18 protein-coding genes are annotated in these 18156 nt (G+C 31.4%); 17 read left to right on the forward strand and 1 reads right to left on the reverse strand.

The features are described 5' to 3' along the window. Positions 1 to 55 precede the first annotated feature (55 nt). From DWW96_RS04225 to DWW96_RS04250, 6 genes are all read left to right on the forward strand, one after another. Complete coding sequence (locus DWW96_RS04225; RefSeq protein ID WP_336306548.1) at positions 56 to 970, forward strand: RnfABCDGE type electron transport complex subunit D; 915 nt, start codon at positions 56 to 58, stop codon at positions 968 to 970. A 1-nt stretch (position 971) separates the two neighbouring features. After that, positions 972 to 1616, forward strand: coding sequence for an RnfABCDGE type electron transport complex subunit G (locus DWW96_RS04230; RefSeq protein WP_117909319.1), 645 nt, complete (start codon positions 972 to 974; stop codon positions 1614 to 1616). Further along, on the forward strand, positions 1616 to 2296 hold the full coding sequence (locus DWW96_RS04235) for an electron transport complex subunit E (RefSeq protein ID WP_022089539.1): 681 nt from the start codon (positions 1616 to 1618) through the stop codon (positions 2294 to 2296). Before DWW96_RS04230 ends, DWW96_RS04235 begins: the two co-directional genes overlap by 1 nt. Beyond that, complete coding sequence (locus DWW96_RS04240) at positions 2297 to 2872, forward strand: RnfABCDGE type electron transport complex subunit A (protein WP_022089540.1); 576 nt, start codon at positions 2297 to 2299, stop codon at positions 2870 to 2872. Positions 2873 to 2885: 13 nt separating this feature from the next. Further along, positions 2886 to 3677, forward strand: a complete 792-nt coding sequence (locus DWW96_RS04245) for an RnfABCDGE type electron transport complex subunit B (RefSeq protein ID WP_336306465.1) — start codon at positions 2886 to 2888, stop codon at positions 3675 to 3677. Between the two features lie 93 nt (positions 3678 to 3770). Continuing rightward, complete coding sequence (locus DWW96_RS04250; protein WP_117909322.1) at positions 3771 to 5174, forward strand: spore germination protein; 1404 nt, start codon at positions 3771 to 3773, stop codon at positions 5172 to 5174. Positions 5175 to 5367: 193 nt separating this feature from the next. On the opposite strand, the gene DWW96_RS04255 is transcribed toward DWW96_RS04250, so the two are convergent. After that, positions 5368 to 6456 (reverse strand): FAD:protein FMN transferase, encoded by a 1089-nt coding sequence (locus tag DWW96_RS04255; protein ID WP_117909324.1) that lies wholly within the window; start codon positions 6454 to 6456, stop codon positions 5368 to 5370. Between the two features lie 296 nt (positions 6457 to 6752). Between DWW96_RS04255 and DWW96_RS04260 the strand changes: the two genes are divergently transcribed. The 11 genes from DWW96_RS04260 (at position 6753) to DWW96_RS04310 (ending at position 17901) form a co-directional block, all read left to right on the forward strand. After that, positions 6753 to 7124 carry a NusG domain II-containing protein gene (locus DWW96_RS04260; RefSeq protein ID WP_158562645.1) on the forward strand — a complete coding sequence of 124 codons (372 nt, stop codon included), beginning with the start codon at positions 6753 to 6755 and terminating at the stop codon, positions 7122 to 7124. Between the two features lie 9 nt (positions 7125 to 7133). Next, positions 7134 to 7640, forward strand: coding sequence for a Gx transporter family protein (locus DWW96_RS04265; protein WP_022089545.1), 507 nt, complete (start codon positions 7134 to 7136; stop codon positions 7638 to 7640). Next, complete coding sequence (gene ruvA, locus DWW96_RS04270; protein WP_117909328.1) at positions 7637 to 8230, forward strand: Holliday junction branch migration protein RuvA; 594 nt, start codon at positions 7637 to 7639, stop codon at positions 8228 to 8230. The genes DWW96_RS04265 and ruvA overlap by 4 nt, the downstream gene beginning before the upstream one ends. A gap of 34 nt (positions 8231 to 8264) precedes the next feature. Continuing rightward, a complete protein-coding gene (gene ruvB, locus DWW96_RS04275) occupies positions 8265 to 9257 on the forward strand; it encodes a Holliday junction branch migration DNA helicase RuvB (RefSeq protein WP_117909330.1) in 993 nt (330 codons plus the stop codon). A 71-nt stretch (positions 9258 to 9328) separates the two neighbouring features. Further along, complete coding sequence (gene zapA, locus DWW96_RS04280) at positions 9329 to 9733, forward strand: cell division protein ZapA (protein ID WP_022089548.1); 405 nt, start codon at positions 9329 to 9331, stop codon at positions 9731 to 9733. Positions 9734 to 9842: 109 nt separating this feature from the next. Then, the gene (locus DWW96_RS04285) at positions 9843 to 11993 is read left to right on the forward strand and encodes a U32 family peptidase (protein WP_117909332.1); all 2151 of its coding nucleotides are present in this window, start codon (positions 9843 to 9845) and stop codon (positions 11991 to 11993) included. A 13-nt stretch (positions 11994 to 12006) separates the two neighbouring features. After that, positions 12007 to 13440, forward strand: a complete 1434-nt coding sequence (locus tag DWW96_RS04290; protein WP_022089550.1) for an FtsW/RodA/SpoVE family cell cycle protein — start codon at positions 12007 to 12009, stop codon at positions 13438 to 13440. Beyond that, a complete protein-coding gene (locus DWW96_RS04295; protein ID WP_117909334.1) occupies positions 13349 to 14824 on the forward strand; it encodes a penicillin-binding transpeptidase domain-containing protein in 1476 nt (491 codons plus the stop codon). The genes DWW96_RS04290 and DWW96_RS04295 overlap by 92 nt, the downstream gene beginning before the upstream one ends. Before the next feature lie 293 nt (positions 14825 to 15117). After that, positions 15118 to 15570, forward strand: coding sequence for an NUDIX hydrolase (locus tag DWW96_RS04300; RefSeq protein WP_022089552.1), 453 nt, complete (start codon positions 15118 to 15120; stop codon positions 15568 to 15570). Between the two features lie 44 nt (positions 15571 to 15614). Further along, on the forward strand, positions 15615 to 16229 hold the full coding sequence (locus DWW96_RS04305; RefSeq protein ID WP_022089553.1) for an epoxyqueuosine reductase QueH: 615 nt from the start codon (positions 15615 to 15617) through the stop codon (positions 16227 to 16229). Positions 16230 to 16302: 73 nt separating this feature from the next. Continuing rightward, the gene (locus DWW96_RS04310; protein WP_022089554.1) at positions 16303 to 17901 is read left to right on the forward strand and encodes a chitobiase/beta-hexosaminidase C-terminal domain-containing protein; all 1599 of its coding nucleotides are present in this window, start codon (positions 16303 to 16305) and stop codon (positions 17899 to 17901) included. Positions 17902 to 18156: the final 255 nt, after the last annotated feature.

Below are 18156 nucleotides of genomic sequence, written 5' to 3' on the forward strand. Positions count from 1 at the left end.
GTATCATGTATCATCAAGCCCTCATGTTAAGTCAAAACTTACAACAAAATCTATAATGGGCGATGTAATTATTGCATTATTACCACCATCTATTTTTGGTATTATTAATTATCAAAATTTATTTGGAATGGAATATGGAATCCGTTCAGCATTGCTGATTTTATTAACAGTAGCTGCTTGTGTGATTTCGGAATATATATTTGATTTAATAACTAAAAGACCATCAACTATAGGCGATTTAAGTGCTGTAGTAACAGGAATGATTCTTGCACTTAATCTTCCATGTACATTTCCTTATTGGAAAGCAATGCTTGGAGGTGCATTTGCAATAATAATAGTTAAACAGTTGTTTGGTGGACTTGGACAGAACTTCATGAACCCTGCATTAGGTGCAAGATGTTTTCTTGTATTATCATTTGCAGGAAATATGACAGCGTTTTATCCTGAAATGTACAGAGTCGTAGATGGAGTATCTCAGGCAACACCGCTTACAGCATTAAAAGCCGGAGAAAATGTTGATTTGTTATCAATGTTTATTGGTACACATGCAGGAACAATAGGTGAAACAAGTATTATCGCACTTTTACTTGGAGCTTTATACCTTGTAATTAATAAGATAATTGATTTAAGAATACCAATTACTTACATAGTTGTATTTTCAATCTGCATTATGTTATTTAACGGACAGACAGATATTACATTCTTACTTAAACATCTTTGTGGTGGTGGATTAATTTTTGGTGCTTTCTTTATGGCAACTGATTATTCTACATCTCCGATGACAAAGAATGGAAGAATTTTATTTGGAATATGTTTAGGTGTACTTACTGCAATTTTCAGAACATTTGGAAATACAGCTGAAGGTGTATCGTTTGCAATTATATTCTGTAACTTATTAGTACCTTTAATTGAAAAAATAACAATTCCTAAAGCATTTGGAATGGTTAAGGAAAAGAAGGAGGGCAAGTAATATGAATAAAATGATAAAAGATGCGTTAATATTATTTGCTATTACTTTAGTTTCGGGTTTAGGACTTGGAGCTGTGTATAATGTTACATCACAGGCCAGAGCGCAACAGGAGCAAAAAACAAAAAATGCAGCTTATCAGGCAGTATTTGACGGCGCAGATCATTTTGATGAATACAAAATAAATGACAGTGACCAGAAAAAGATAGCGGACTACATTAAGAAAATGGATACTGATGAAGTTAAAGCTAATGGTGCATCAGATATTAATGCAGACATCAATGAAATAATGGAAGCAAAAGATAAAGATAACAACGTACTTGGATATGTAATAACTGTTACAGATAATGAAGCTTACGATGGCAAGATTCAGTTTTCAGTTGGAATTAAGGAAGATGTAACTGTTAATGGCATTTCCTTCTTATCTATAAGCGAAACACCAGGACTTGGAATGAGAGCAAAAGAAGACAGTTATAAAAATCAGTTTAATGATAAGAAAGTTGACTACTTTAAATATTCAAAAACAGGAGCATCAGAAGATAATGAAATTGACGCAATGAGTGGAGCAACAATAACAACAAATGCAACAACTAATGGCGTTAATGCAGCAATTTTCTGTTTTAAATATATTACAGGAGGTGCTGAATAATGGGTAAATGTTTAGAAAGATTATATAACGGAATTATAAAAGAAAATCCAACATTTGTTTTAATATTAGGTATGTGCCCGACACTTGCAGTTACATCTTCATTGATTAATGGTGCCGGAATGGGACTTAGTACAATGGTGGTACTTGTTTTGTCAAACTGTTTTATTTCATTACTTAGAAATATAATACCAAATGGGGTACGTGTGCCTGCATTTATAGTTATTGTTGCAAGTTTTGTTACTATTTTACAGTTTATGCTTGAAGCATATTTGCCATCACTTAATGCAGCGCTTGGAATTTATATTCCATTAATAGTTGTTAACTGTATTATTTTAGGTAGAGCAGAAAGTTATGCATCAAAAAATCCTGTTTTACCATCTATTTTCGATGGACTTGGAATGGGACTTGGATTTACAATAGCCCTTTCTATATTGGGCGGATTTAGAGAAATAATCGGTGCGGGAACAATTCTTGGAATTAACATTCCACATTGGGATGGAATCGGAATTTTTGTAATGGCACCGGGAGCGTTCTTTGTTCTTGCAGCTTTAATAGCTACACAGAACTATATTAAAATGAAACATGGTCAAAAGCCAAAAGATAAAATATGCGATGGTAATTGTCAGGGTTGTGCAATGGCAACAGAACATTGTAAAGAAGATACAAAGGAGGAAGCGTAAATGGTTCAATGTATGTTAATAGCAGTTGCAGCTGCTTTAGTTAATAATGTAGTTTTAAGCCAGTTCCTTGGTTTGTGTCCTTTCCTTGGAGTTTCAAAAAAGACAGATACTGCAGCCGGAATGGGAGCAGCGGTTATTTTTGTTATTTTGATTGCTTCAAGCGTAACATATGGAATTTATTATGGAATTTTAAAACCTTTTAATCTTGAATATTTACAGACTATTGTCTTTATTCTTGTAATTGCTGCGTTAGTTCAGTTGGTTGAAATGATATTAAAGAAATATGTAAAACCTTTATATCAGGCATTAGGTGTTTATCTTCCTTTAATTACAACAAACTGTGCAGTTTTAGGTGTAGCAATTTCGAATATTGATGACGGATATACTTTTGGACAGAGCCTTGCTAATTCACTTGGAACATCTGTAGGATTTTTGATTGCAATTGTTATTTTAGCAGGTATCAGAGAAAAGAGTGAAAACAATAATATTCCAAAACCTTTCCAGGGAACTCCGATGGTTTTAATTGCCTCAGGGTTAATGGCAATTGCATTTACCGGATTTACAGGAATAATATAGGAGGTGCTTGGATATGAGTGGAATTTTAGGAGCAGTTATTGTTGTAGGCGGTGTTGGTATAATTATTGCAGTTATCCTTGTAGTTGCCGGAAAGTTTTTTGCAGTTGAAGTTAATGAAAAAGAAGCAGCGATTAGAGAAGTGCTTCCGGGAAATAACTGTGGTGGATGCGGTTATCCGGGATGTGATGGTTTAGCGGCTGCAATTGCAAATGGAGAATGTGATCCGGGAGCATGCCCTGTTGGAGGAGCACCTGTTGCGAAGATTATAAGTGAAATTGTAGGTGTTGAAGCAGACGTTGTTAAGAAATATGCGTATGTTAAATGCTCAGGTGATTGTGATAAATCAAAAGATAAGTACGAATATTATGGAAATATGTCATGTCAGGATGCTGCAAATATTCCCGGTGGTGGTGCAAAAGCCTGCGCATATGGATGCCTTGGACTTGGTTCATGTGTTAAAGCATGTGAATTTGGTGCAATATCAGTTGTTAATGGTAAGGCAGTAGTAGACAGAGATAAATGTGTCGCATGTGGTAAATGTGTAAAAGCGTGTCCAAAAAATCTTATTGAAATAATTACGGAAAATGCACAGTATATGGTTTCCTGTTCATCTAAGGATAAAGGAAGAGATGTTATGCAGGCATGTTCTGTTGGTTGTATAGGATGTGGACTGTGCGCTAAGAATTGCCCAAATGGTGCAATTGAATTTGAATATAATTTAGCTCATATTGATCAGAGTAAATGTAAAAACTGTGGAATATGTGCTGAAAAATGTCCGAAAAAAATTATTACTAAATTGCATTAATTGTTTTATTGCATTATGAAAATGCCGGAATTAACATATAATGCGAATAAAATTAAGAAAATCTCACACTATATACTAGTGTGAGGTTTTTTTATGGAAAAATTTATTGACTCAAAAATTGAAATTACTGAGAAGAAAATAGATGAAATACTAGCTATTGGAACAAGCTATGATTTATTGAAAAGGAAAATTACTATTGGAGATAAAAATGCTGTTCTATATTTTATTAATGGATTTTGTGATGAAGATGTAATGGAAAAAGTTATTGAAGCTTTAACATCAGTTAAATCAGAAGATATTCCGAATGATAAAGAAAATTTTATTGCAAACATCATTCCTTATATTGAAACTTCAGATGAAAGTAACGAATATAATATTATTACTGCGATTTTATCCGGGATTGTTTGCTTGATTGTAGATGGATATGAAAGTGCTTTTTTAATTGATGCAAGAGAATATCCGGCAAGAGGAGTTGAAGAGCCTGAAAAATATAAGGTATTAAGAGGTTCAAGAGATGGTTTTGTTGAAACTTTAGTATATAATACTGCATTAATCAGAAGAAGAATACGAAGTCCTGAGTATAGATGTGAAATAACACAAATAGGAGAATGTTCAAGAACTGACGTGGCAATATGTTATATTGAAGGAAGAGTCGATAAAGAGGCACTTAATTTGATTAAAGATAAACTGGCAAATGCAAAAATAGATGCGTTAGCAATGAATCAGGAAAGTCTTGCTGAATGTATTTATAAAGGAAGCTGGATTAATCCTTTCCCAAAGTTTAGATACACAGAACGACCTGATACTGTTGCTGCATCAGTAATTAATGGACAGATTGCAGTACTGGTAGATAATTCGCCGGCGGCTATGCTTTTACCAACTACAGTATTTGATGCTATAGAAGAAGCAGATGATTATTACTTTTCACCTCTTACCGGTACTTACCTTAGATTGGCAAGAGCCTTTATTACAATTATATCCATACTTCTGACTCCATTATATCTTTTATATGCAGTGCAGCCGGAATTGCTTCCAAATTGGTTAATATTTACAAAGGTATCTGATGAGTTAAATATCCCAATTATCTGGCAACTATTAATGCTTGAAATTGGTGTAGACGGTTTGAAATTGGCGGCAATTAATACTCCTAATATGCTAAACACACCGTTAAGTTTGATAGCAGCAATAATTATTGGGGAATTTACAATAACTACAGGGTGGTTTGTACCTCAAACTCTTTTATACATGGCTGTAGTAGCAATTGCAAATTTTACTCATGAAAATTATGAATTTGCATATGCGATAAAATTTTTAAGAATTATTTTACTAATTTTAACAGCGATATTTGGATTATATGGATTTATTGGAGGAGTTATATTTACAGCAGTTGTAATCGGAATGAATAAAACGATTACAAACACAAGTTATATATATCCTTTAATACCATTTGATTTAAAAAAAATTTGCAGACAGTTCTTTAGAACAAGTAAAAAATAATTATAAAACAGTTATAATTTGAAAAAAATGATAGTTTATAAAAAATGTATTTTACAGATATATATTTCTATCAGATTATAACTGTTTATTACATAAAAATGTCCTACAAATCGCAAGAGTAGTTAATACAAGACAATTCGTAAGACATTTTATTTTCTATATCAAAATATGAAATAATTTTAGTTTGTGTTTATTATTCAGCTTCATTTACTTCTTTTGTTAGTGATTCTGGAGAAACAACTGAAATTGTAGGAACTCCATCTTCTCCTTCATCCAAGACAAGTCCGCTTGAAGTATGGATTGTGTAATCTTTATCAATAAATACTGCTTCGATTTCTGGTGTATTTTCTATTAAACGCATGCCTTTTTTTAACCCTAAAGCAAAACAAGTTGTACTTAATGCATCACCACTTAAGGAATCCTCGGAAATAATAGTTACAGATAAAAGTCTGTTATCAACAGGATAACCTGTTTTTGTGTCTAAAATATGATGATATATTTTTCCGTCCTGTTTGAAATATCGTTCATAAGAGCCTGAAGTTACAATTGATAAATTTGAACCTTTTACAATTGCTGAATATTCTTCGGATGAACCAAATGGTTTTTGAATTCCTATATTAAAATTGCCACCATTTTTTTTGCCACCAATTGTAACAATATTTCCACCAAGATTTATTATTGCTGAAGTAACACCTGTCTGAATCATATAGCTTTTTATTTTGTCTGCAACAAATCCTTTTGCAATTCCACCTAAATCTATTTTTGCTTCAGGGTCTGCTAGTGTAACTGTAGAATCGTTGACGGATATATTTTCGTAGTTTACATGTGACAATGCATTAGTAATATCATCTGATGACGGAACGGATGGATTATCACCTGTAATGTTCCAAAGTATACTCAATGGGGCAATAGTAATATCAAATGCACCATTAGATAATTCGCTATAATAAATACTATCTTCTATTAATTCAGCAACTACAGGTTTTACCTCTACAGGCTGCCCATTTGAATTGTTAATGGCTGAAACGTCACTTGAATCTTTGGTTCTGCTAAATAGTTTTTCGTAATTATAACAAAGACCAAAGCATTCATTTATTATATCATCAGCTGATTCATCACCACTACAACTGTTTATTGTAAGTGTAACAACAGTATTGAAACATTCGTGTGTTGCTGTTGCCGTAGTACTTGATGATGTGGAAACACATCCTGTAAGAGGCATAGCAAGAAGTGTGATGACTATTGTAAGAGATAACAGCTTTTTTAATAAAGTTTTTTTCATAATATTCTCCATATTCATATATCGTTTAGTATGATGTCGTGGTTAAAATTTTTTTGCCCAATTATAAGCAAACTTATGTGAACTTAGACCATTTTGCTTTGGCATCTTAATATATAACTATCGCTTATTATAACACATTTTATTTTATAAATTAGCAGAAAATACTGATTGTATAAAAAATATAATTATGTTATCATTCTATAGGTAAACGTTTGTTCTGATTTATATAAAAATATATAAATTAATGAAACTAATAAATGATGTCGGGGTCAAAAACTCTCAATTTTGGTGTGATAATGAAGTTAAAAAAATATGATATTATAGCTATTATTTGTGTTGCTGTAATTGTAATTATAAGTTATATTACGGTAAATTTGTTAAGAAACGATGAAGCGGATACAGTTGTTATATATGTAGATGGAAAGATAGAGAAAAAGCTTGATTTAAACAAAAATCAGGAATATAAAGTTAATGTTGATAACGGATATAATATTATTCGGATTAAAGATAAAAAAGCAAAGATAAAAGAGTCGGATTGTAGTAATCAGACATGTGTTAATATGGGAACTATCAGTAAAGATGGACAGACATTAATTTGTCTTCCACATAAGGTAGAAGTTACTATAGTTTCAGATGATAAATCAGAAGTAGATGTAATTGCCAGGTAGGAGAATGACATGAGTAAGAAAGTACCTTTGTTAGGAATGTTTGTTGCTTTTGCTGTTATTTTAAGTTATGTTGAGTCATGCATTCCTGTTTTAGGCATCCCGGGAATGAAAATAGGACTTGCTAATTTAGCTATTATAATAGTACTTTATTTGGAAGGAACAAAAGAAGCGGCCGTATGTAATTTTGTCAGAATATTAATAGTAGGATTTATGTTTGGAAATTTGTTTAGCATTTTTTTCGCATTAGCAGGTGCAACTTTAAGCATGATAGTTATGGTGATAATGAAGAAAACTAATAAATTTTCAATTATGATAGTAAGTATGTTTGGCGGAATTTTTCATAACATAGGACAGATTGTTGTCGCATCATTTGTAGTTGATAATTATTATATTTTTGGATATTTACCTATTTTAATTTTAACTGGTGCTGTTACAGGTGCAATAATAGGTATAGTAAGCAGATTGGTCCTTGATAGAATAGATAAATTTTACAATAATAAAGGAGATATACAGTGATAGGATTTGTTGAAGGAATTATTGAATATATTGATGTAGATAAGGTTGTTGTGAATAATAATGGTGTTGGGTATAACGTTTTTATGCCGGCATCTCAGATAGATACATTGAATGTGGATGAAACAGTAAGAGTGTTTACATATTTGAATGTAAGAGAAGATGCAATGCAATTGTTTGGTTTCCTTACAAGAGACGATTTAGAAGTATTTAAATTGCTTATTACCGTAAATGGAATAGGACCAAAAGGAGGACTTGCCGTCTTATCTACAATTACTACGGATGACTTGAGGGTTGCCGTTATTTCAGAAGATGCAAAAGCTATTTCAAAGGCTCCTGGAATTGGTGCAAAGACAGCACAAAAAGTTATTATTGAGCTAAAGGATAAATTAAATTTAGAAGATGTACTTGAGCCTAAATTAGATGCAAACTTTCAAGTTAATGATAATAATTCAATGTCAGAAGCAGTTATGGCACTTGTAGCACTTGGCTATTCACAGGCAGATGCTTATAGGGCAGTTAAGAGTATTGATAATATAGAAGAACTAGACGTAGAAAACGTAATTAAAATGGCATTAAAAAAGATTTACTAATGAATGTAGAATTATGTGAAAAAGGAGTAGAGTAATGTCCAGAAGAATAATTACTACTGAACCTGAATATGAAGATATTGCTATAGAAAAGACGCTAAGGCCTCAGGAATTAGATGAATATATAGGTCAGGAAAAAATTAAAACTAATTTAAAAGTTTATATAGAAGCTGCGAAAGCAAGAGGTGAATCTTTAGACCATATTTTGTTTTACGGACCACCCGGTTTAGGAAAGACAACATTGGCATCGATAATTGCTAACGAGATGGGAGTAAATCTTAAAGTTACATCTGGACCTGCCATTGAAAAGCCCGGCGAAATGGCAGCAATATTAAATAACTTAGGCGAAGGTGATGTGCTTTTTATAGATGAAATTCACAGATTGAATAGACAGGTAGAGGAAGTACTTTATCCTGCAATGGAAGACTTTGCAATAGATATAATGATAGGAAAAGGTACAACAGCACGTTCAATAAGACTTGATTTGCCTAGATTTACTTTAGTTGGTGCAACTACCAGAGCAGGTTTACTTACTGCACCACTTAGAGATAGATTTGGTGTAATTAACAGGCTTGAGTTTTATACAGTTGATGAATTAAAGACAATCATTACACGTTCAGCTAAAGTATTAAATGTGGAAATTGATGAGGATGGTGCAGTTGAAATGGCAAGACGTTCAAGAGGAACCCCTAGACTTGCTAACAGACTTTTAAAAAGAGTGAGAGATTTTGCACAAATTAAATATAACGGACATATTACAAAAGAGGTTGCAGATTATGCACTGAATCTTTTGGATGTAGATAAGATTGGATTAGATAAAGGGGATAGAACAATACTTGAAACAATTATTTATAAATTTGCAGGAGGACCTGTAGGACTTGATACTTTGGCGGCCTCAATTGGTGAGGATTCAGGAACTTTAGAGGATGTATATGAACCATATTTAATTCAGAATGGTCTTATACAACGTACTCCTAGAGGAAGAATTGCAACACCTATCGCTTATGAGCATTTAGGGATAAAACAATAAATGGTTGTATTTGTAAAAAATTGTGATAAAATTAACGTAGTTTATACTTGAATACAATGAGGAGAGTACATATGTCAGCGAAGAATGTAATTGACGTGATAATAGATGGAAAGATATATACTATAGGCGGATTTGAAAGCGAAGCTTATTTACAGAAACTTGCTACATATATTAGTAGTAAAATATTAGAATTTAAGCAGGATGATGCCTATCGTAGACAGAAAATTGATACACAGAAGACTTTATTAGAAATTAACATTGCAGATGACTATTTTAAGGCAAAGAAGCAGGCTGATTTTCTTCAGGTAGAGATAGAAGAAAAAGATAAAGAAAATTATGATTTAAAACATGATTTAATTACAGCAGATATGAAGATTGAATCGTTAGAGGCACAGCTTCAGGAAGCAAAAGATAAGAATATCGAACTTCAGAAAGAAATAGTAAAATTGCAGACAGAATTAAAAAATAAGAAATAACAAAAGCACATATAATATAAGCTTAATAAGTTATTGTGACTGGGAAACAATAAAAAAGACCTGTAGCCGGTCTTTTTTAAGTTTAAAGCAGTTAACGACCGGAGGAATAATGAAAGTAGAACTTTTAGCACCAGGTGGTTCATATGAAACTGTTATTGCGGCACTTAATGCAGGGGCAGATGCAGTTTATACCGGTGGTGAAAAATTTGGAGCAAGGGCAAATGCGGACAATTTAACTATTGAACAATTAAAGTCCGTAATCGATTACGCTCATTTGCATGGCAGAAAGATATATTTGACAATAAATACACTGCTTAAGGAGAATGAAATAAAAAAAGAACTTTATGATTATCTTGAACCATTATATGTTCATGGCTTAGATGCAGTTATAGTTCAGGATTATGGAGTTTTGGAATTTGTAAGAAAATATTTCCCACAGTTACATGTTCATGCCAGTACACAGATGACAATATTAGGTGAACTCACTGTAAAAGAGTTGAAAAATAAAGGGGTAACAAGAATTGTTACTCCAAGAGAACTATCAATTCCGGAAATTAAAAAAATTAAAGAAAATTGTGATATAGAAATCGAGAGTTTTGTACATGGTGCTTTATGTTATTGTTATTCAGGCCAGTGCCTTTTAAGTAGTTACATTGGCGGTAGAAGTGGAAACAGGGGAAGATGTGCCCAGCCATGTAGAATGGAATATGATGTTGTAAAGAATGGTAAAGTGCTTAATCCGGGAGATTCAAAGTATGTATTAAGTCCTAAGGATATTTGCACATTGAAAATATTGCCGGATATTATTGAATCAGGTGTTTATTCTCTTAAAATCGAAGGAAGAATGAAGAAGCCTGAATACACGGCAGGAGTTGTAAGTATTTATAGAAAATATATTGACTTATATTTACAGTTTGGTCGAAAAAAATATAAAGTAGATAATAATGATATAAAGAAATTGAATGACCTTTTTAATAGAAAAGGATTTAGTGAGAGTTATTATAAAACATATAACGGTAAAGAAATGATTACATTTTCTAAACCTGATTTCAGAGCAGCTAATGAAGGTTTAATAAAGGAAATTCAGAACAAATATATTAATACTAACTTAAGAAAAAATATAGATATATTTGTTACAATAAAAAAAGATTCTCCAATGGAAGCTGTTGGAATATGTGGTGAAAATGTTGTTACCGTATATGAAGATTTGCCTGATGAAGCAAAAAAACTACCTACAACTTCTGATATGGTAAATGAAAAAATGGCAAAGCTTGGAAATACACCATTTAAAGTTGAAAAAATAGAAACTTATATCGATGACAATTTATTTGTAACCATTGGTAAAATAAATCAATTAAAGAGAAAACTGATTGATGAAATGACAAAAAGCATTATTGACAGATATAAAAGAAATAATGCTTTACCATATGAAAATGTAGAGAAAAATACAATAATATGTAATGATAAAAAACTAGAGACAGCGTTGGTTTCTAATTTTGAACAGTATAAAACTATTGAAAAATGGAATAGAATATCAAGAATATATATAGAAGCATCAGAATTTACAAGACAGGAAATTGAAGAAGTAGTAAACAACAAAACTAAACAGATATATATAGCAATGCCATATATATTCAGGGAAAAAGACAAGGCTTATTTTTCAAAAGAATATATAGGAATGTTAAATAAATTTGATGGTGCATTAATTAGAAATATGGAGGAATATTTCTGGCTTAAAAATATAGATATGGTAAAAAATTATATTTTTGATTATAATGTATACGTTATGAATAGTTTTTCACAACAATTTATCCGTAAAACAGATGATATAACATATACTGTTCCTGTAGAATTGAATTATAAAGAAATGTTTGATATGGGATGTAGCGGTCAGGAAATGATTATATATGGTTATATGCCTGTAATGACAACTGTAAATTGCATTGCTAAAAGTTGTGATATGTGTCAAAAGTCAAAAGAGATTTACAGTTTAAAAGATAGAAAGAGTGAATATTTTAAGGTGAAATGCGTTTGCGATTATTGCTATAATCTTATATATAATTGTAAGCCGCTTTCATTGATTGATTATAATAATAAAATTGATAAACTAAAGTTAAACAGTATAAGATATTCTTTTACATTCGAATCAAAAAAACAAATTAAAAATATGATTGAACATATAGATAATAAAGAATATGATTTGTTATTTGAAAATAATAGTGAAATAACAAGAGGACATTTTAACAGAGGAGTGTTATAACCGGAGATAAGATATGGAAACTTTGTACGTTACTGCAGCTAAATATATTTTTGTGTTACTAATGGCGGTATATACATGGGAATGTTTTAGTGCATTAAAAACAAGAAAAGAAAGAAAGACAGCAAGAATATTTCACAGACAGAATGCAATAATATTTATTGTTTATGTTTTGGGAATATCCGTTGTATATTTGAAAAATCCCTCTAATTTTACAGTTATATTAGCGGGAGCACAGTTATGCTATTTAGTAATAGTATTAGGTATTTTTCCAATAATTTATTCTAATATAAGCAGAGCGGTATTAAGCAATATGTGTATGCTTTTATCTATTGGATTTATCATGCTTGCACGACTTAATTTTGAAACAAGTGTCAGACAGTTCATTATTGTTGCCGTTGTGACAATGGCATCTCTTATTGTTCCATTTTTGATGAGTAAATTCCAATTATGGAAATATCTGACATGGGTATATTGTTTCGTTGGAATAGCAGCTCTTATAGCAGTTTTGTTCCTTGGAGATGAAGATTATGGAGCAAAACTTGCAATTGAAATTGGAAATTTTAAATTCCAACCATCAGAATTTGTTAAAATTATCTTTGTATTTTTTCTTGCAGGTTATTTGGCTGAACATAATAAATTTAAAGACGTGTGTATTTCTGCAGTTTTAGCAGCTATATATGTTTTGATTTTAGTAGCTTCAACAGATTTAGGAAGTGCTTTAATCTTTTTTATGATTTATTTATTTATGCTATTTGTTTCAACAAGAAATATTATATATTTGTTTTTAGGAGCCGGAGGGCTATCAGGTGCTTCGGTAATAGCGTATCATCTTTTTTCACATGTGCAGGAGAGATTTATTGCATGGAGAGATCCATGGTCAGTTATAGATAATGCAGGCTATCAGGTTGCACAGTCATTATTTGCTATTGGAAGTGGTGGATTTATGGGAACTGGATTGTATGAGGGCTCGCCTAAATATATTCCTGTAGTTACTGAGGACTTCATCTTTTCTGCTATAGCAGAAGAATTTGGCGGTCTATTTGCAATGCTTTTAATTTTAGTTTGTTTTAGTTGTTTTATTGCATTTTTGAAAATTGCGATGGAACAGGCAAATATGTTTAATAAACTTGTGTGTGTAGGTCTTGGTGTAGGCTATGCAGTACAGGTATTTCTTACAATAGGTGGTGCACTTAAAATGATTCCATCAACAGGTGTAACTTTACCTTTAGTAAGTAGTGGTGGTAGTTCAATACTAAGTACATTATTTGTGTTTGCAATTATGCAAGGTTTAGCAATTGTGGGAACTAAAGTAAAAAGAAACGTAACGCGAAGAATTCCAACGGAAGGATTAGTCAATGAACAGAGACAGACAGAGAGAATACGACAGCTTGAAAGAACAGGCGAAATTGGAAAAGTCGGAAAGAAAAAAAAGAAAAAAATTAAATAGTGAAATTATGACTACAACGATAATTTTTGCACTTATTTTCTTTGTAATGATAGGATATTATGTGTATTTTCTTGTTGTAGAGAGTCATGATGTTGTAAATAACGATTATAATAAAAGAATTGATGGATATGCTGAAACTGTAGTAAGAGGAACTATATTTAGCGCTGATGGAGATAAACTTGCATATACTAAAACTGATGATGCAGGTAATGAAACCAGAGAATATCCATATGATGAATTATTTTCTCATGTAATCGGAATAAAAAATCATGGAAAATCAGGTTTAGAGAAAGTTTACAATTACGAGCTTTTAAGTACAAATGTCAGTCCTATTCAAAAAATAGTCGACGATTTTATGAATGTAAAAGAAAAAGGAAATGATGTATATACAACATTAGATGTTTCTTTGCAAAAAAGTGCTACTGATAGTTTGGGTAAAAATAAGGGAGCTGTAGTTATCATTGATCCAGAGAGTGGAGCAATCAAAGCTATGACTTCGAAGCCAAATTATAATCCGAATACAATTGATGATATTTGGGATAAACTGGCAAAAGATACAAGCGATAGCAGACTTGTTAATAGAGCTACTCAGGGAAAATATACACCGGGTTCAATATTTAAAATTGTTACAACATTAGAATATATGCGTGAAAATAAAAATTATAATGATTTTCATTTTAATTGTAAGGGTAGTACAACTATAAATAATGTATCTATCAAATGCTTTGATGGACATGCACATTATAGTGAAGAATTGATTGACGCATTTGCATATTCATGTAACAGTGCTTTTTCAACTATTGGAACTGAACTTGATATGACAAAGTTTGCAAGCACAGCAAAAGGATTGTTATTTAATGAAAAATTACCTATTGAAATTGAATATAACAAGAGTGAATTTAATTTGTCAAATGAATCAACTACATTTGACATAATGCAGACAAGTATAGGTCAGGGAACTACATTAGTTACACCAATTCATATGGCCATGATAGCTTCATCAATAGCTAATAATGGAAAATTGATGAAGCCATATCTTGTTGATAAAATAGAATCAAGTGATAAATCTGTAGTTACAAAGACAGAGAATGAAGAATATGCCAGATTAATGACTAAAAAAGAAGCAAAGCAGCTCCAGAAATATATGAGAGCCGTTGTTGAATATGGAACTGGTAAAATCATGGCATATTCAAAATATACAGCGTATGGTAAAACAGGAACTGCTGAAATAGATAAGAATAATAATGTAAATTCGTGGTTTGTCGGATACGGAGAAAAAGATGGTAAAAAAATTGCCATTGCAGTTGTAATTGAAGACATGCCTGAAGGAAGCGATTCAGCAGTAAAATGTGTAAAAGCAATATTCGATGATTATTTTGAGTAATGTGTGTCATTATAATAAATGATGCCAGAGTCAAAAGGTTTAATCCTACATGAACCTGCTCATAAGTGGGTGAAAGCTCTTGTGACCCGTTCCAAGATCATATAATTTTGTTGAATAATAATTTAATAACAATGTTTTATTGAAATACCAGATAAGATTTTGTATACTAAAGTATGAATGTTTGATATGTATTGATGATAATTTTGTATATGATCTTTACATACGTTAGATGCGTTTAGGCAACTCTCAAGCATATGAACACCATAAACATATTGACTTACAGGAGGATTGTTATGCAGAAAGCAGTAAGTTGTGGTGGTGTTGTAATATTTCGTGGCAAAATATTAACTTTATATAAGAATTATAAGAATCGATATGAAGGATGGGTTTTGCCAAAAGGTACGGTTGAACAGGGAGAAGAGTATAAACAGACTGCATTGCGTGAAGTGTGTGAAGAAACAGGAGTTAATGCACATATTGTTAAGTATATCGGAAAAAGCGAATATAATTTTAACATACCAGGCGATACAGTTCATAAAGAAGTTCATTGGTATTTAATGATGGCGGATAGTTACTACAGCAGGCCACAAAGAGAAGAATATTTTCTTGATTCAGGATACTATAAGTTTATAGAAGCTTATCATTTGCTGAAATTTCCTAATGAAAAGCAGATACTTGAAAAAGGATATAATGAGTATCTTGAGTTGAAAAGACAAAATTTATGGGGAAATAAAAAATATTTATAAGGAAGTAGAGGCATTTGCATCCGCAGAGGCCTCTTTATATGTAAATGAATAAAATAAATTATCAAAAGGAATTAGAGAAAACAATTAATGGAATTGTAAAAAATAATGAAAAACCTAAATTGTTACTTCATGCATGTTGTGCACCATGTAGCAGTTATGTTCTTGAATATTTATCAAATTATTTTTTGATTACAGTCTTGTTTTATAATCCTAATATATCAACAAAGAAGGAATATGATTATAGAGCCTCAGAATTAGAGAGACTTATTAAAGAAATGCCATTAGTTAATGAAGTAGATTTGGAGATTATGGAATATGACGATGGAGAATTTTATGATATTGCAAAAGGATATGAAGAATGTAAAGAGGGAGGAGAAAGATGCTTTAGATGTTATGAACTTCGCCTAAGAAAGGCTGCAAAGTATGCATCAGAAAAGAACTTTGATTTCTTTACAACAACTTTATCCATTAGCCCATTAAAAAACTCAGAAAAATTAAATTCTATTGGAGAAAAACTGTCGATAGAATATAAAATTCCATATTTGTTTTCAGACTTCAAGAAGAAAGAGGGTTATAAAAGATCGATAGAGTTGTCGAAAGAGTATGATTTATATCGACAAAATTACTGTGGATGTGTATATTCACAGAGAGATGAATAGAGTATATGTTTACAAAGAAATGGTAATTATGATATATTCAAGTAAAATCCATAATTAAGAAGGAGATGTAATTATGAATTGTCCAAAATGTGGAGCAAAATGCGAAAGTGATCAATCTTTTTGTGTTGTTTGTGGAGCACCGTTATATTCAAATGGTGACAATGAGACCGTCAATAATATTGATTTGAATAATGATGATCTCTCTGCAACCAGAATAGTAAGCGGGATTAGTCCAGATTTAAATGCAACAAAGACCAATATTGATTTACATAAAAAAGATGTAATGGAAACCCCGATTAATAGAAAACCGATTGATTTTGAAGAGAATACTTTTGAAGAAAATGAAAAGAAAAAAGAGCCTCAGATAAGTAGATTTGACAATCAGAAATCGAGAATTAAGAACGATGAACCATCTTATCAAAGTGTAAATAAAAAGCCTAAAAAGAAAAGCAAAAAGAATATAATTATATTAACAATATTAGGAATATTATTTGCAGCTGTAATAGTTGTTTCTGTTGTGCTGTTTACAAGATCAAAAAATGAAGAAAAGTTTAATAAGTATTATAAAGCAGGAAACGATTATTACGATGCTAAAAACTATGCAGCTGCAGCGACTCAATATAATAGTGCATCTAATCACGCAATAAATAATTCAGAAAGAGTGTCTGTATATGAAAAATTATGGCATTGCTATGAATATATGGGTGAATATGCCGATGAAGAAATTAGTGTTCTTGAGAAACTTATTTCATTAAACCCAAAAGAAATATCATATTATGAAGCGTTGATTATTTTGTATCAAAATAATGATATGAGTGATAAAATTGATAAATTAATTGATTCGGTTGAAGATTATTCCATTAAAGAAAAATTGTCTAATTTTGATGGAACAATTCCAAATCCAAGTGTGGAAACAGGAACATATAGCAAGCCGATAGAAATATCATTACATGTATCTAATAATTTGGATATATATTATACTCTCGATGGTTCAGAACCATCAGAAGATAGTACAAAGTATTCCACGCCAATTAAATTTGAAAAACAGGGTACTTATACTATTAAAGCTATTTCTATTGATTCAAATGGAAAGAGTAGTAAAGAATTGACTGCCAGATATAGATTAGAGTTTCCTACAGTAAATATGCCTGTGGTAAGCATTGATAGCGGAGTTTATGATACTCAGAAGAAAATAACGGTAACTGCCGATGCAGATTGCAAAATATATTATACTAAAGATGGAAGTATTCCTGATTCTAAATCAACAGAATATACAAAAGAAATTAAGATGCCAAAAGGAAACACAGTATTTTCATTTATTGCAATGAATTCTGAAGGAATATACAGTAAAGTTGTAACAAGAGTTTATGATTACGAAGAAGTATATGAATATTCATATGATCAGGCAGTAAGCATGCTTACAACAATTCTTGTAAAAAATAAAACAATGGAAAATGAATATGGTGAGTATAAAAATGGCGATGTAGCTTACTTTACGTATAAGAGTATTGCCAAAGTAGAAAAAAAGAACTACTATATTGTTTCGTTTTCAATAGAATCTGATTCAGGTTCAATAACAAAAGAAGATACATACGCAATTTCATGCGACACAGGGGCATGTTTTAGAGCAAATGTATCTGGAGATTCGTATTCATTAGTTGAAATTAAATAATGTAAATATAAATTGCCAGCTTAAAAAAATATAAAGCTGGCAATTTTATTTATGCACATGGCTTTGCCATAAATAACACTTCGAATCCGCTACGCTACTTCTCAGTGATTATACATTCGTCAAATACTATCAGCCTTTTTTGCAAGCAAAAGGCAAAAAGCCTGACATATTATAATTTTTGTTATGCACATGGCTTTGCCATGAATAACACTTCGAATCCGCTACGCTGCTTCTCAGTGATTATACATTCGTCAA

Source organism: Eubacterium sp. AF17-7, from assembly GCF_003461285.1.
GTDB lineage: Bacteria > Bacillota > Clostridia > Lachnospirales > Lachnospiraceae > Eubacterium_U > Eubacterium_U album.